Genomic DNA, 15546 nt, shown 5'->3' with positions numbered 1-15546 from the left:
TAAATTAAAAAAAACAAAAAACTATAGATTTAAAATTCCATTGGGATTAACTGATAAAATTGTTCTTCTTTGTAAACTTTCTCCATGAATAATACTATTTGCTGCTAATAAGCCACTACTCACTGCTCGTTCCATAAGGGCACAAGGAAAGGGCATACGTACCCAATCACCAGCAAAAAGTAAGTTTGTAACTGATGTTACATTTTCCGGTCTAAAATTGTGGCTATTAGGTGGATAGCCAGAGAAGTTTTTTTGGTTTACTAACTCTCGATGTAATATATTCGCTTCACTTAATTCGGGAACAATTTGATATAATTCTTGTTCAAAAGTATTTAATAAAATATTTTGAGTGGGAAACTCTTTCTCCTTGTAACAGTAAGCGTGTAATTCAACAACACTACCACCTGTTCGTTTTGACCAATCAATAAATTGCGTTTGGATGCGATGGTAAAGAGTAATACTATCAGTTAGTTTGTAACCAGAAACAGAAGCAAAATCACTGTGCTTCCACTCAAAATCACGGTCAAACCAAAAACGAGCTACTGCAAATGGGTCAGAAACAGCTAACTTATTCACTTGATTTTTTAGCTGCTCATCTACTTCACCAGTCATTAATTCAAAAAGATTATTAATTCCTGGAATGTCAGCAGCTAGAACGTAATAGTCCGCTTCAATTGTATGTTTTTCTGCTGATGAATCTGATAAAACTGCTGCCAACTGAATATCATCTCCATTTCGTTGCATGATGTGGAAGCGAGGCAAATCACTTTTTGCTGGACCACTTATCACTTTTCCCTGCTCGTTATAAGTCGCACCATGACAAGGGCATCGGAAAGTACCATTCTCTTGCTTTTCAACAGTACAACCTTGGTGAGTACAACGCAGAGATATTGCATACTCACCTTCATTTGATGCTGCAAACATTGAATCACCAGCACCATAGTATTTTAAATGTCCGATTTGGATTGTTGAATTATACTTGACCCAAAATGGCACTTTAGTTGGAATTGAAGAGCGTTGATAACTTAAAGACGCGATACTTCCTCTTTGGCAATGAATATTGCTTACAGTTGCTTCTGTAACTATTTTGCCACCATTACCTTCAATAGCTTCCGCCATCGGTTGGACTATGCTTGTCCCCATATCGTACTTGGTTCCATCAAATGCTAAACCCTCTGGATTTCCAAAAAAGTAGAAATGGAAAAACTGCAATAATTCTGCCGTGCTTAATTTGTCTGGAGCATTTAAACTCGATTTTGCAAACGGAAGAAAATAAAGGTCGTACAGTCCTTTCGGAAAATCTTCTTTTGTCCATTCTGCAACTGCTATGTTGTCAAACTCCTGATAAGTTTTATTAAGCTGAAAGCTAGTGATAGCACGAAAAACTTGCAAGTGCTTATATTTTGCTAAATTTATCCCCCATCGCAACCTGTTTGGAGATGATATTGCTAAATCAACAATATTCCAAGGGAAGACAGATGTATTAGGACGAAATACTTCAGGATTATAGTCATCGTTGCAAAACAATAAAGAATAGCGTTCTAAAGAACGGAAATTATTGCTAATATTGATTTCTTCAAATAATTTTTTCAGATTGTAATATTGGGGGAAGAAACCATGAAACCCATGTTCCATCATAAACTCTTCATTCCCCACTTTTACTTTCCAACTCGCAATTTTTCCACCGAGATTTGGAGAACGTTCCAATAATGTTACTATAAAACCTCGTTTGCTCAACTCATAAGCGCAAGCCAGTCCAGCTAAACCACCCCCAACAACAACAACTTTCTTTTGCTTACTTAAGTTGCTTGGTAAATCTAAAATATCTTGCTGATATACAATGGGCTTAGGTTTAGAAAATCTTGAGTAACCTAGTCCAGTAACAATCATTCCAGTACCAAATAGTTTCAAAGCACTACGTCTAGATATGCCTGGAGATGAAAAATCAGATAGCTTATTCATTAGATACTTGCAAAAAATTAAGTAAGGATAATCAAGGTGTGAAATAATAATTTCACATTTTGAATAAGTAAGTTGGCGCGAAAAAACCTAAATATGTTACGAAACGTAAATAGGCTTAAAACCCTTACAAATGACGAATGACAAATGACAAATGACAGCCTTAGCCAGTTAACTTTAATTGCGCCGACCTACTTATGTATATTCATTTGAATATATGGATTTTTGATTAAAACCCATATATCATTCAACTATTTAGGCGAATGTGGCAAAAGTCTAAAACAAATCAAGTAGCTTAATAATAAACTATCTAACGCTACTGAATATCTAAGTAGAAACTAAAGTTTTTACGTAAGAATAATTAAAAAATTAAAGTATTTAGCTACTTAATAATTTTTCAACTAAACTTTAAGATTTTCTTTATTTTTACTAAAGATAAAATTAATACGTAAATATCATACTTGACAATAGTACCTAAGAGTGTTGTTTTTTGTTGTAAAAAATGGTATGTAGGCAAACATTTAATTTTAGAATCGCCTTGGAAACTTTTTTACTCAATTGCCGACTTTTCAAACATCCTCTTAGATTTTGGTCGAATATGTTCTATTTCTAGAGGTATCATAGCCGAATGGCACGCTTGTAAAGCTATAAGCTATATTCCATAAGCATTACAGGTATTAATACCTTAAGAGCAGTGGACGCTTCGCTGCGTAGGCGTAGCCCGCTGTAGGCATCGCTATTTTTGTAGGTGCTGTCAAATCGAGGCGGTAAGTGGGCAGCGTCGTCGAAAAATTTTTTGTAGTTAGAAAAAGCGAAGCTCGTTCATGAAATACTTTCTTTGATACGAGCAAGGGAACAACATAACTACTACTGTGACACGAATGGCACTAAGAAAAGCTCTAAGCTATGCTCTAATATCAACTGACGAATAATTTCACGATACCGAGCTAGCTTATCCATTTGATAATCCTCTCTAGTTGCTCGTCAAAGACAATTAGGTTTATTCCTATGCTATTGAGAATTAGCTGACTAATCCTCTTGATCTTCGGAGTTAGACGAGGAAGTGTCGCTATTTGTATCCTGCTGTTGAAAGTTAGGAAGAGTAGCAGCAGGGTCAGTGTAAACTCCTTCTTGATAAGCCTCCAATGCGCTTGTAAGTATTGCTGCGGCTAGATTACTGGTAGTACGTTTTTGGGTTTTTGCCCATTCCTCCAGTCCTTTGAGTGTTTCTTCTGTCAAGTTTACTGTTAATCTCCACCTCGACGGCATTTCAAATATTTCCATACTCACACACCCTATATAGTGCCTCACTGTGTTGCTAAAATTTTAGCAAATAAGTGCTGCACTTGGATGCACTTATGTTATTATCCCTATAAAAGCGATGCAGATTTCAACTAGGGAATCTACAACAAAAAAAGCGATCGCTCTCAGAACCAATCAGAAAAGCGAACGCTTCGTAAACCCCCATATAGGGAGATAAATACAATGATGACACAATTACAAAAGTTAACAGATGTTCAAACTGACTATCAAGCATCTCCAGAAAGAGAATCCATCAAACATACACTGATTGGTTCGCCCAAGGCCGTTACCAGCACAATTCGCGTTTTGCACCAACTGAGATACGCCCCAATTGGTGATTGGAGTCCGTTGTTACCAACTGGGAATACAGGTGAGGTAATGAGCATTTTGATACGTTCAATTTCGGTGCAATAGCTATCAATAGCTGGTAAATTTGATAAAAAAGCGATCGCCCCATAAAATCAAAGTGCGATCGCTATTTACGTTTATGTCGGGGCAGACACCTGGCCCACCTAAAATCTAAATATCCTGTTCGCTCAACTCACGTGTGATGTGATCAAATGGCTCATCCACAAAAGCAGTATTAACTACACCTGCTGCTGCTACTTGCTCCTTAATCATATCCTTGAGAATTTGGATACCGCGAACCGTAGGACCAATAGGCACTCCTAGAGAATTGTAAGTTTCCCGCAGCCCTTGTAGCACACGCTCATCCAACACATTTGTGTTCCCAGCAACTAGCGCATAGGTGGCGTAGCGCAGGTAGTAGTCCATATCCCGCAAACAAGCTGCATAACGACGAGTCGTATAAGAATTTCCACCAGGACGAATCAATTCTGGCAGTTCTTCATATAACTTCAAAGCAGCTTGCTTAACAAGTCCAGCCGCATTAGAATTTATCGCCGCCGCCGCTTGTACTCTTGCTGTACCACTGTCAAAGTAAGATTTCAGGCTATCAATCGCATTCCGGTCAAAATACCGACCAGCTAAGTCATAATTCTTAATTAAACTTGTTACCGCATCGCGCATTCCTTTTTCTCCCAATCATTGCTATTTATGGTTTGATATTTATTTGGCTGCATTTATGCACCAGTAAATTTTTGTGCTATTTAAAAGAGATTCGGCACAAAAACAATCTATCCACTACATAAGGATTCTATGCCAAAGTTGACCCCTATGTGATGAACTTTCCAGTTTTGTACAGATGATCGCTGAAAGGTTAATATAACCTGTAATCCAGATATCTGTAACAGAGGCTACAAAATCCGCTAATGTCTACTATTTAAGATATTTCAGGTGTGTCACGGCTTGATTGAGATCAACAGGGTTAGGATGCTTTGGAAGATTCTGGTATTACTTTAGGAAATTGGTAGAGAAGGAGTAACAATGACAACGCCACAAGAAGTCTTGGAGAGAATTCAAGATGAAAAAATTCAGCTGATTGATCTCAAATTCATCGATACAGTAGGGACTTGGCAGCACCTCACACTGTACCAAAACCAAATCGATGAGACTGCATTCACTGATGGCGTACCTTTTGACGGTTCCAGCATCCGAGGTTGGAAAGCGATCAACGAATCGGACATGACGATGGTACTCGACCCCAACACTGCTTGGATCGACCCATTTATGGAAGTGCCAACGCTAAGTATAATTTGTAGTATTAAGGAACCCCGCACGGGTGAATGGTACAACCGTTGCCCACGCGTTATTGCCCAAAAAGCAGTAGATTACCTTGTTTCCACTGGTGTTGGTGACACAGCTTTCTTTGGCCCGGAAGCTGAGTTCTTTATCTTTGACAGTGCTAGGTTTGCCCAAACCGCCAACGAAGGCTATTACTTCTTAGACTCCGCAGAAGGTGCTTGGAATTCCGGTAAAGCCGGTACAGATGACAAACCCAACTTGGCTTACAAACCACGCTTCAAAGAAGGTTACTTCCCAGTTTCACCAACGGATTCTTTTCAAGATATCCGTACAGAGATGCTGTTGACAATGGCACAATTAGGTGTACCCATTGAAAAGCATCACCACGAAGTTGCTACTGGTGGTCAGTGCGAACTAGGCTTCAAATTTGGGAAGTTGATCGAAGCGGCTGACTGGTTGATGATTTACAAATATGTCATCAAGAACGTTGCTAAGAAATACGGCAAAACCGTCACCTTCATGCCAAAACCAATTTTTGGCGATAACGGTTCGGGAATGCACTGTCACCAGTCCATCTGGAGAGACGGCCAACCTCTGTTTGCAGGTGATAAGTATGCTGGTTTAAGCGATATGGCGTTGTACTACATTGGTGGTCTTCTCAAACACGCACCAGCATTGTTGGCAATTACCAACCCCAGCACCAACTCATACAAACGCTTAGTACCTGGTTATGAAGCTCCAGTGAACTTGGCTTACTCCCAAGGAAACCGTTCTGCTTCTATTCGTATTCCTCTATCTGGTACTAACCCCAAAGCCAAGCGTTTAGAATTCCGTTGTCCAGATGCTACTTCTAACCCCTACTTGGCATTTGCTGCAATGCTTTGTGCTGGTATCGATGGCATCAAGAACAAAATCCATCCTGGTGAACCCTTAGATAAGAATATCTATGAACTATCTCCAGAAGAATTGGCAAAAGTTCCTTCAACTCCAGGTTCTTTAGAATTGGCGTTGCAAGCACTGGAAAAAGATCACGCCTTCTTGACAGAATCAGGCGTCTTCACGGAAGACTTTATCGAAAATTGGATTGACTACAAGTTAGCTAACGAAGTCAAGCAGTTGCAGCTACGTCCTCATCCTTACGAGTTTTATCTCTACTACGATGCTTAATTAAGTACCGTATCTATCTAAGTATATAAGTTTTGCCACCCTAGAGTAGAGGGTGGCTTTTTTTTCCAGAGTTGTCAGTTGAGATATTCACTCAAAAATCAACCTCAAAACTCTTGAAACTTAGCTCACGGAAGCGTGACTAGGCCCATAAATCAATACAGTTCAGTTAAGGCTAAAACTCTTTGTCAAAGTCAATTTTGTTAACGAACCGCAAAGACCGCATTCGCGCAGCGTCTCGTAAGAGTTGGACGCAAAGGAAGAGAAGAGAGAAGGAAGAAATGCTTAACCCAAATGTATTGGCTCATAAATCATCCGAGTGTTAGCATCTACCTTCCCTTGAATCGGAGACATAAGGTATGAAACAGCACGCATCCGGCAACAGCCCATGCAGTTCTAATAATCGAATATTTTTTAATAAAAGAATTACTGTATTTTTTCTACGTATTAACATCTACCTTAAGAGATAGTTTAAAACTACCTAAAAGCAAATATGCTGCTGATACAAAGTTATTTGCTTCGGTAAAGTCAACTTCCGGCTGGGCTTGATTGAGATTGTTCTCAATAACTTAAACAATCTGATATTTGTGTGTTCAGTTCAGATACTTTGTCTTAGATGTTCCCCTTGCCCTAAATAATACTGATGCCTTTTGAAATCATTGCTGAAAGTTGCAAGGAAAAAACACATGGATATTGATGGTACAAATGAGGACGATTTTCTTGCTGGCACTATTGGCAGCGATCGCATTGATGCTTTCGATGATGACGATACTATCCTAGCCTTAGCCGGTGACGACGAAATCTTTGGTAACGATGGCGAAGACCTGATCGTTGGTGGAGAAGGAAACGACACAATTGATGCTGGGGATGGCGACGATCTAGTATTTGGAGATGCTGGGAACGACTCCATTGATGGCGACGATGGGGTTGACGTGATCAATGGGGGGAACGGCAATGACCGCATCATTGGTAACAATGACAATGACCGCATCTTCGGTGATGCAGGGAATGACACCATTAATGGTAATGATGGAGATGACATCCTCAATGGCTCTGATGGCGCCGACTTAATTTCTGGCGACGCTGGAAATGATCGAGTTTTTGCGGGTACTGGGAATGACACGGTATCAGGTGGCGGGAGGGACGACCAACTGAATGGTGATGCAGACAATGATTTTGTTCAGGGTGAGGCTGGTAACGACACCGTATTTGGTGGCACTGGAGTTGGAAATGACACTCTTACTGGTGAAACTGGCACGGACTTCTTGATTGGTGGAGCTGGAAACGACTCTTTATCGGGTGGTGATGGGAGCGATCGCCTGATCGGCGTTGAACCTTTTGCCCCAGGATTTGGATCGATTGTTAACGAAGTCGATACCCTAACTGGCGGGGCTAATAGCGATACCTTCGTCCTGGGAGCAGGTAATGAAATTTTCTATGATAATGGTGGAAATAGTGACTACGCCCTGATTACTGACTTCAACATCAGCCAGGACTCTATTGAACTACCTGAATCTACCTTTAGCTTGGGTATTATCTCTATTAATAATGCCGTGGGGACAGGGATATCTTTTAACAACGACTTAATCGCGGTTGTTGAAGGAGTTTCAATTTCAGATTTTAGCAGTGGCTTTGATTTCGTCTAAACACATATCACTATAGCAATCCGGAATCATCCGTGAGAAAGTATTTAACCTATAAACGTAGTTTTAAACCTTAAAAAAGGGGAAAAATAAGCTATTCTGAGCAAGCCAATTTATCGGGGGGTTGGGGGGGATCGATTCAAAACCTACGCAGTATTGGTACCGTATCTATCTAAATTAGGACTTACGCACAATTTAGGGAATAACGAACCGCAGAGGCACAGAGGTCACGGAGAAATCAGAGTTTGAGAGATATTTTGCGTAAGTCCTATAAATATATAAGTTTAGCCACCCTAGAGTAGAGGGTGGCTTTTTTTCCACAGTTGTCAGTTGAGATATTCACTCAAAAAATCAACCTTAAAGCTTTTGAAACTTAGCTCATGGAAGCATGACTGGGCCCATAAATCGTCCGAGTGTTAGTATCTACCTTCCCTTGAATCGGATTCCAGTAGTGGGATGCTTCTTCAGGAAGACCAAGTTCTTGTGCAGCCCTCATCAGCATCGATTGTTGGCGATTCTTGACTTGCTGGTGTTCGCGCACCATTAACGCACGAGATTTATCTGCGATAGACATAACCATAGTCCTCTCTATTTTGTGAATATATAATTTTTTTTCTCACACGACTAATATAGCAAAAATTCTGTAGCATAAGCTACTTTTTACAAAGATTTATATTTAACCTTTAGCCGAAATATCGAGTATTTTTCCACAAGGCGGATAAATCTTACCTAGTACAGCCTTGATGACCAAAATATCGAGTTTTATATTTGTCTTACTTAGGAGCCTTTACCTTTCCAACAGCAAGTAATTTATTTGTTACAATTCTTCACATAGAAGTAATCGAAGCTTGAGCTATTTTTATGCCTGAGAGTTTAACTAAGCTGACTTATCAAACCTTTCAGCAGGGCAAAAATTATTTTGGTCTGGCTCACAAAATATTAAGTTCACGGTTGAGGAACCTGGTGTATCCGACACTCGAAGAAAAGACCAAACCCATTCCGGATGAGCTTTTAGCTAAACTTCAGCAGAGATTGAATCAATTGCTGGAAACAGACTGGCAAGATGCCCAAAAAGGTGTATGCCCGGAAAGTTTGCTGTTTGACAACCCTTGGGATGACTTTTTCCGCTACTATCCATTGCTATGGCTAGATTACCCTCAAACGTGGGAGCGGCTTAAACAACAGAATTACCAAGATTTTTCGCCCGAAATTGACACAGATGGTTATCCCAGCTACTATGTGCAGAACTTCCATCAGCAAAGCAATGGCTACTTGAGTGACTTATCAGCCAATTTATATGACTTACAAGTAGAAATTCTTTTTGGTGGAGCCGCTGATGCGATGCGGCGGCGGATTCTCGCTCCTCTCAAGCAAGGGCTGAAAGCTTTTGAGTCGGTAGGGCAAACCCGTATTTTGGATGTAGCTTGTGGAACTGGGCGGACTCTGAAGTTGATTCGGGCAGCCCTGCCTCAAGCATCTCTGTTTGGCACAGATTTGTCACCAGCTTATTTGCGTAAAGCAAATGAACTGCTATCCCAAATTCCAGGAGAACTGCCGCAACTTTTACAAGCCAATGCCGAAGAGTTACCCTATGTAGATGACTATTTTCATGCTGTAACTTCTATTTTTCTCTTCCATGAGTTACCAGCACCTGTACGTCAGACAGTCATTGAGCAATGCTTCCGGGTAACAAAACCAGGAGGAGTCTTTATTATCTGTGACTCAATTCAGTTGAGTGATTCCCCTGAGTTGGCATATATGATCGATTCTTTCCCGGAAACTTTCCATGAACCCTATTATAAGCATTATACCACTGATAACTTGGTAGAACGTTTACAGGGAGTCGGCTTTGAGCATATTGAGATCCAAGTCCATTTTATGAGCAAGTATTTCATTGCTCATAAGTCGGCTTGAGATAAAATCTCCTCATTTGTTTTTCTTTAAGTAAACTTTACCTAAAAAGGCCAAATGCAAAATTTTGCATTTGGCCTTGGGTGTAGAATAGTTAGTAATGACTAAGATGATCTAGCAGATCCTTCCTAATATTTATTTTGTCGGCAGCCATCTACGAGAAGAAGGAAGCAGGGTGCAAGAGTAGGTCAGAAATAGTAAGATTTCTTGGCAAGTGCAATAAACCTATACTACTTAAGTAGTTCGGCGTAAATAATTATCGTTGGGATAAGGTAGGGGGCAGGGAGCTATTAGCTGGGGAAAAAAGGGTTCGAGCCTTGTTTACTTTTCTTCACACAGTTTAGTTTTATTGTGCCAACTTACTTGTGCGAATCGATACCCTAGATCAATTGATGCCAACTATATATACAAAGCTTGCAGTTGAAATACTAAGCGATCGCTGAAGATTTTCGTGTGTCAACTGTATATATCTCTGCCAGAAAAACTGTGCAAAATACTTTAGCACAACATCCTGCTTTCTGGTAATTCTGTTCCTTTGGGAAAAGAGGCATTACCCGACGGTAGTTAAACCACAGCATAGATATTTTTGAGTTTTTGTGTCACTTCTCTGCGCCCACTACCGCGATGACGTGGCGCATCATCTGAAGCTTGTTCAGATGCTGCCGAGAGCCACTGTTCCGAAGCAGGCGTGGAAGGCAGCCCATAGGATAAGTGATTGACCATTGCTTGGCAGTTAGAAGCTAAGGGGCCGAACACCAGACTCGAGATTAAAAGTGAAATGGCAGCACGCATAGCAGATGTCTATTTTGGAACTCTCCACTTCACTGATACTTAGCTTTTTGATTAATATCCGGACAATTCATCAAAAAGTATTCTGTTTTACTGAAAATAAACTCTTATTAGTCTCCGTTTAAATGTTCGACCAATAACCAATTACCAGAGTGATTCTGACGACCCCACAATGTAACTAATTGTTCGTGGGGATAAGCGCGTAATTGCTCGTCGATATACGATCGCAAAGTCACAAGCTGCCAATTTTGGCCTTGATATGCGGCTGGTGCTGTGACAGTGAATCTGTATTCTTGCTGTTCCAAGCGGGAAAAAATGCCTTTGAAACAGTTACTTTCCGGAATTAATGCCTTGTCAAAAGCAGAGTCAGGGCAATGGCCACTAACTGGATAGGCTTCTGGGTTATCTAAGTAATACAGTTGCCAGTGTTGCCAATCCGAATGATTGGGTGGAAGATTGAACAAAGGAATAATCAGCGTTTTTGAGCGATCATCTGCCAATAAAGCCATTTGCAGCGCCCTGACAGGTAAATCCCTCGGCTGGCAGTTTAACTCAACACACATCGCCGCCGCCATCCCCGCAGCTTGACCAATGCCCATAACCACAGGTTGTAATCTGGTGGCCCCGTTGGCAATGTGGGAGACAGAAATATTCTTTTCACAGACCAAGAAACCATCTGTTGTCGCTGGAATTAGACAACTGTAGGGAATTGTAAAGGGAGTCCCAGTCCAGCGTCCTCCCCAACGGATCGATTTAGGTTGCAGTGGGAATTGAACACCAGGATAATGATGGTCATTGGCATAGTTGCCAACTGCGATCGCTTCTTTGATCAAAGAGGCTTTGCGATCGCAAAAACCCGCATCATTAAATATAGATGCAACTCTACCACCGGCAACTGGTAAAATATCCTGTTCTCGGAGAGTCGTTAGTCCCACTAAGCGGCGGCTTTCCCGGTAATAAGGATGCAGTGCAAAAGCTGTAGGGCTATGAGGAAATACTTTTTTTGCTAAACCATAGCGACGACCAAGCTGATTTTGGATAAAATGGGCAAAATTTTGGCTGTGCCAGCGAGATTCTTGGATGAATTCACCTCTGGATACATCTGACTCTATCAACCTCCCTACTCCTTCGCCGTAGTCATTGCCACAGATTGGCCAATTCATCATAAATAGACCACCAGGCAAACGTCCATAATTTAAAAATGTCTCTGCTCCATAGCCATCCCAAGCACCTGTAAACTGGGACGGATTATAGTTAGGGGCAGCCGGAATTTCTGGTGCGTAGGCATTGCCCGTCGTAGACATCGCTTCACCAAAGTCCTGCATAATCACTACATAAGTGGGCGCTTGCACAGGATATCTCTGGGTTAAAGAGTTAAAAGTCACTGGGGCGCTGGGTTCTCCCCACTCAGATTGCAATTCCCAACCCCAACGGTAAGGTATTTCAGCTAAGGCCAATAAATCTCCCAATTCTGTAGCGTCGAGAATAATTTTGGCTGTGACAGCAAAATCAGGAAAGCGAACACCAGTGATAGAATCACCTTGTCGGTAAACATCTATTGGCACTTGTCCAGAAATCCATTGCAGATTGGGCAATTCCTGCACCCAATCTGCAAAAATCTCTGCACCAATGCGGGGATCGTAACTAAAAAAGCTTACCCAACTGTTATCTAATCCTCCAGGCTGTCGTTGTCGCAATTCCTGCAAAAATGCACCCCATAACCCTGTTTGAAAGGCTTCTAATTCGTTACCATCAGGTGCAGACACTCCAGCCGAAGTTAGCATTCCCCCCAACCAAGGAAATTCACTCACCAAAATGGTTTTGGCTCCCCGTCGTGCTGCTTGGATAGCAGCCGCAGTTCCTCCGGTTCCTCCACCGACAACTAACACATCTGTTGTATATGTCTGATTAAGCATCTTCTAATCTCTCTGAGTTTTCGACATATTCTCCCCAGAGAGCTTGGCATTGGGCACTAAAAGATTGCAATGGTGTGTTACGCTTTGTTAACACACCCCACAAGACTATAGCGGTTTTCGACAAGGGGTGGGGTGAAATTCTATGCAACTTCACAAAGAATTGGTATAAGTTAGTTTTGAGGGTTTGTAGTCAGCACGCTTTGTGCTGACTACGGGGAGCATCCCAATGCAAGCTTAAATCTTTTCCCTCACGCCCAGCACCTCTCCCATCTTTGCTTTTGGAAGTCCCTTGTATCACAATACGGTTCACAAAAGGACTGAAACTCTTTTTTTTACGAACCACAGAGGTGCAGAGAACACAGAGAGAAGAGAGAAGGAGGAAATGCTTAACCCAAGTGTATTGCCTTATATCATCAAGGCTTTACTATAAACGTACCATGAGTTGGGATATCACTTAGTACAGCGTTTCATTAATTCGTAGCGAATTCTCTGCGAACCTTTGCGCTTCCCTTTGCGCCCCTACCCTGCGGGAAGGCGAACGCGAGTGCGTCTCCAAGAGTTGCGCCTATGCGTTTAAATTTCAACCCTCAATTCACCACGATTTTATGCAAAGCTGTACTTAGCGTTCCTATTCCTTAATAAGGAATAATTATTTGTGTTTGGTCAATTGATTCTTCAACTATCAGGCTTCCATCTTGTTTGGCTTGTAGTTGAAAGCTTCCCTTTTGCGAAGGAGGAGAGATCAGAATTTTGCTGTTATTTAGAGTCTCGATTTGCCAATGTGAAATATGTTCAATGTCATCCATAACAATAGCATAGATCAGAAGATGGTCACGAGCAGAGGGGGTAGTCCATGTATCTATGATGCCAGAGCCTTCAGCCCCTTGACCCTTTTGGTCAGGCTGGGGGTGATAACAGTCATGAACATAGCCACATCTCTGGGAAAAGGTTGCACCAGTATCGTTATTTTTACCGTCAAAATATAGGGGATAATCAGGAGACCAAAAGTAGTTTCTTGAAACTGCGGCTACGAGAACAAATTTGATTCCAACATCACCTCGGCGAAATAGTAATTGACGAGGAGTGATCACTTGAGTTTGAAGTTTAGCTTCCCGATTATTAAGCAAAAAAGATGCTTTAACTTCTATAGATTGTTTCGATTCAATTCTATCTACAAGGAAGATACTATTTGCTCCACACATAATCCATGTTCTCTGAGCTTTTTGGATGGGCTTACCATAAACATCGGCCGCATCAGACTCGATAACAGTCATATTACCTTTTTGGCAAAATAGTTTCAGCTTATTAAGAACTGGTGCTTTTTTGTAGATATTGCCTAGTATAGGTTTTTGTTTCAAGCTTGTGCCATTCTTTTTTATAAAAGTCCAAGTACTGTGATAAGCTGCGGATTTGGAGTGAGCTTGGATATCAAGACGATAACAACAATGTCCAGGATCTACGAAGAAGTCTTCGCTGCCGTAGGAGAGTATAAAGCTATTGTGATCCTCATGCCGATGTCCACTAGAGCGTAAAGGCTCGTATCCAGCTTGAACGCCTAAAACTGTCGATGTATTGTGCCAGCGATCGCGAAGGATGACGTTGCCATTGTTGAATTTTGTTGCTAGGGGAAGGTTAGCTTGCTCAGGAGTGATGGGATTTTTAGTATATCTCCAGTTGAGTATAGTCGGGAACAGAAAACTGTTGAAAAAGCCGAAGGTAGCTCGATCATCAGGATCTAGTTTGGGATCTTGATAAGTTTCCTGAAACATCCAAGATGCAAGCCCTGCTTCTATTGGCATACTCTTTTTTGCCCGTTGGGAGATATGGAGCAAAAGATCAGCAGTCGGTCTAAAAATAGCTACCGAATCGCCCCAATTTAAAGAACGAGGATAAGCTAATTCTCCCCAGCCTGCAAGAGGTTTCATCTCAATAAATGATGATACAACCCAAGGCATACAGCGCGTATAGCAGGATATATCAAGCTTGCTTTCTAAGGACGGATTATAACGTACAAGAACTTCAAATAAGTGCGCTAGGTGCAAACTTGCGTAGTTCCAGTATTGTAGAGATTCATCATAGCTATCTTGGTTATACAGCTTTACAGCTAATTCGTAGTTTTCTACAGACTTTTCTACACCAGCTTGATCGCCAAGAATTGCAGACACTGTGCCGTAGCCATTGAGAAGAACCATGAACCAGTTGTTCGTAATGTTTTTTCTTGTAATTACCTTGTCAAGCCATTCTCGACACAGTTTCTGAGGCTTACTGATCAGAGCTTCACGAATCTCATCTAACTCAGTGGTAGTAAAAATATCTGGGCATAGATCAAGAACAGTTGCAATAGCAATACCAGCATGAGCAGTCTCAAGCTGTCCCATAAGTTTTCTACCACGTTTTCTAAACGATGGGCCTACCCACTCATCCGCAGATTTGCGTATGACATCTAACACTACATCCTTGAGCCATTGTCGAAGCCTGACTATTTCTGTTTCAGGAATTAATTCATGAGATTTAATTACTTGATTGACTAAATCAGATATTAAGGGAAATACACACGGTTTATCATCTGGTTGTTGGTATTTTGTTTGATCAGCTTCAGATAAAAATTGAATTTGATTAACATCGAAATTAGTTGACTTTCTAGCTAAAAAGCAGATAAATGCGACATCGCTTAAACGCTCCCAAATAATATGCCACCATTTATTAGTATCTGAAGGCTGCACTAAACCTGGAAATCGAGTATTTTTGAGAGTACGATCGAGCAGAGCAGTCAAAAAATCCTGCCGACGATCATCAACTATCTCAAGGGCAAACTCTAGTTCTATAAGTTCATCATGTGCAATCAACAATGCCATGAGAGTTTCTCCTTAATTATCAAATGAATAAATTATTTGCGTAATTGACCACAGAGCGATCGCGGATGACAACACAACGAAGCAGCTTCTTTTAAGCTCGACTTTATCCAAAATTAACAACTCGGTTCTCTTGACAGGGCAAAAACTTTTTCCATGTCACTGATTCTCGGTGAAATCGAAAAAGTAAAACTAACGTTCCACAAAGGTTTCAGCCTCGGTTGGAACGTTAACAAAAAATGGATAAAGTCTAGTTAAAAGGATGTTTGAACAGTATTCGGCTAATAGAATTTGCTATTAAGCTGTTGGACATTTAAATTGCATATACTGGGCGGGCTTTTCAGCCCACCCCACAAGAGTTATATT

Annotated in this window: 11 protein-coding genes; 4 read left to right on the top strand and 7 right to left on the bottom strand. The window is 41.1% G+C overall.

Annotation, left to right across the window (positions count from 1 at the left end):
* Window positions 1–21: 21 nt before the first annotated feature.
* Both LC605_RS04005 and LC605_RS04000 read right to left on the bottom strand, forming a co-directional pair.
* Window positions 22–1962: an FAD-dependent oxidoreductase gene (locus tag LC605_RS04005; protein WP_229546281.1), complete on the bottom strand. Its 1941-nt coding sequence runs from the start codon at window positions 1960–1962 to the stop codon at window positions 22–24.
* Window positions 1963–2988: 1026 nt separating this feature from the next.
* Window positions 2989–3228 (bottom strand): hypothetical protein, encoded by a 240-nt coding sequence (locus LC605_RS04000; RefSeq protein ID WP_229546280.1) that lies wholly within the window; start codon window positions 3226–3228, stop codon window positions 2989–2991.
* A 216-nt stretch (window positions 3229–3444) separates the two neighbouring features.
* Here LC605_RS04000 and LC605_RS03995 point away from each other — a divergent pair, with 216 nt between their 5' ends.
* Window positions 3445–3675 (top strand): hypothetical protein, encoded by a 231-nt coding sequence (locus LC605_RS03995; protein WP_229546279.1) that lies wholly within the window; start codon window positions 3445–3447, stop codon window positions 3673–3675.
* Window positions 3676–3780: 105 nt separating this feature from the next.
* Here LC605_RS03995 and apcB read toward each other — a convergent pair whose 3' ends face one another.
* Window positions 3781–4290, bottom strand: coding sequence for an allophycocyanin subunit beta (gene apcB, locus LC605_RS03990; protein ID WP_229546278.1), 510 nt, complete (start codon window positions 4288–4290; stop codon window positions 3781–3783).
* Between the two features lie 357 nt (window positions 4291–4647).
* On the opposite strand from apcB, the gene glnA reads away from it, so the two are divergent.
* Both glnA and LC605_RS03980 read left to right on the top strand, forming a co-directional pair.
* On the top strand, window positions 4648–6072 hold the full coding sequence (glnA, locus tag LC605_RS03985) for a type I glutamate--ammonia ligase (RefSeq protein ID WP_229546277.1): 1425 nt from the start codon (window positions 4648–4650) through the stop codon (window positions 6070–6072).
* 683 nt (window positions 6073–6755) lie between these two features.
* Window positions 6756–7715, top strand: coding sequence for a calcium-binding protein (locus LC605_RS03980; RefSeq protein ID WP_229546276.1), 960 nt, complete (start codon window positions 6756–6758; stop codon window positions 7713–7715).
* A 370-nt stretch (window positions 7716–8085) separates the two neighbouring features.
* Here the strand turns inward: LC605_RS03980 and LC605_RS03975 are convergent, their stop codons facing one another.
* Window positions 8086–8286, bottom strand: a complete 201-nt coding sequence (locus LC605_RS03975; RefSeq protein ID WP_229546275.1) for a hypothetical protein — start codon at window positions 8284–8286, stop codon at window positions 8086–8088.
* A 287-nt stretch (window positions 8287–8573) separates the two neighbouring features.
* Between LC605_RS03975 and LC605_RS03970 the strand changes: the two genes are divergently transcribed.
* Window positions 8574–9626 (top strand): class I SAM-dependent methyltransferase, encoded by a 1053-nt coding sequence (locus LC605_RS03970; RefSeq protein WP_229546274.1) that lies wholly within the window; start codon window positions 8574–8576, stop codon window positions 9624–9626.
* 561 nt (window positions 9627–10187) lie between these two features.
* Here the strand turns inward: LC605_RS03970 and LC605_RS03965 are convergent.
* The 3 genes from LC605_RS03965 to LC605_RS03955 all read right to left on the bottom strand — a co-directional run bounded on the left by LC605_RS03965 (window position 10188) and on the right by LC605_RS03955 (window position 15183).
* Complete coding sequence (locus LC605_RS03965) at window positions 10188–10415, bottom strand: hypothetical protein (protein ID WP_229546273.1); 228 nt, start codon at window positions 10413–10415, stop codon at window positions 10188–10190.
* Window positions 10416–10522: 107 nt separating this feature from the next.
* Window positions 10523–12328, bottom strand: a complete 1806-nt coding sequence (locus LC605_RS03960; protein WP_229546272.1) for an FAD-dependent oxidoreductase — start codon at window positions 12326–12328, stop codon at window positions 10523–10525.
* A 635-nt stretch (window positions 12329–12963) separates the two neighbouring features.
* Window positions 12964–15183 carry a heparinase II/III family protein gene (locus tag LC605_RS03955; RefSeq protein WP_229546271.1) on the bottom strand — a complete coding sequence of 740 codons (2220 nt, stop codon included), beginning with the start codon at window positions 15181–15183 and terminating at the stop codon, window positions 12964–12966.
* Window positions 15184–15546: the final 363 nt, after the last annotated feature.

Source organism: Nostoc sp. CHAB 5836 (genome assembly GCF_020829445.1).
GTDB lineage: Bacteria > Cyanobacteriota > Cyanobacteriia > Cyanobacteriales > Nostocaceae > Nostoc.
The sequence above is the reverse complement of the archived record's forward strand: the minus strand, read 5'-3'. Positions and strand labels throughout refer to the sequence as shown.

What these genes read in the sequence shown, in the direction of transcription:
- LC605_RS03965 (WP_229546273.1), bottom strand. Translation starts at nt 10,415, where the DNA reads ATGCGTGCTGCCATTTCACTTTTAATCTCGAGTCTGGTGTTCGGCCCC.
- LC605_RS03960 (WP_229546272.1), bottom strand. Translation starts at nt 12,328, where the DNA reads ATGCTTAATCAGACATATACAACAGATGTGTTAGTTGTCGGTGGAGGA.
- apcB (WP_229546278.1), bottom strand. Translation starts at nt 4,290, where the DNA reads ATGCGCGATGCGGTAACAAGTTTAATTAAGAATTATGACTTAGCTGGT.
- LC605_RS03970 (WP_229546274.1), top strand. Translation starts at nt 8,574, where the DNA reads ATGCCTGAGAGTTTAACTAAGCTGACTTATCAAACCTTTCAGCAGGGC.
- glnA (WP_229546277.1), top strand. Translation starts at nt 4,648, where the DNA reads ATGACAACGCCACAAGAAGTCTTGGAGAGAATTCAAGATGAAAAAATT.
- LC605_RS03975 (WP_229546275.1), bottom strand. Translation starts at nt 8,286, where the DNA reads ATGTCTATCGCAGATAAATCTCGTGCGTTAATGGTGCGCGAACACCAG.
- LC605_RS03980 (WP_229546276.1), top strand. Translation starts at nt 6,756, where the DNA reads ATGGATATTGATGGTACAAATGAGGACGATTTTCTTGCTGGCACTATT.
- LC605_RS03955 (WP_229546271.1), bottom strand. Translation starts at nt 15,183, where the DNA reads ATGGCATTGTTGATTGCACATGATGAACTTATAGAACTAGAGTTTGCC.
- LC605_RS03995 (WP_229546279.1), top strand. Translation starts at nt 3,445, where the DNA reads ATGATGACACAATTACAAAAGTTAACAGATGTTCAAACTGACTATCAA.
- LC605_RS04000 (WP_229546280.1), bottom strand. Translation starts at nt 3,228, where the DNA reads ATGCCGTCGAGGTGGAGATTAACAGTAAACTTGACAGAAGAAACACTC.
- LC605_RS04005 (WP_229546281.1), bottom strand. Translation starts at nt 1,962, where the DNA reads ATGAATAAGCTATCTGATTTTTCATCTCCAGGCATATCTAGACGTAGT.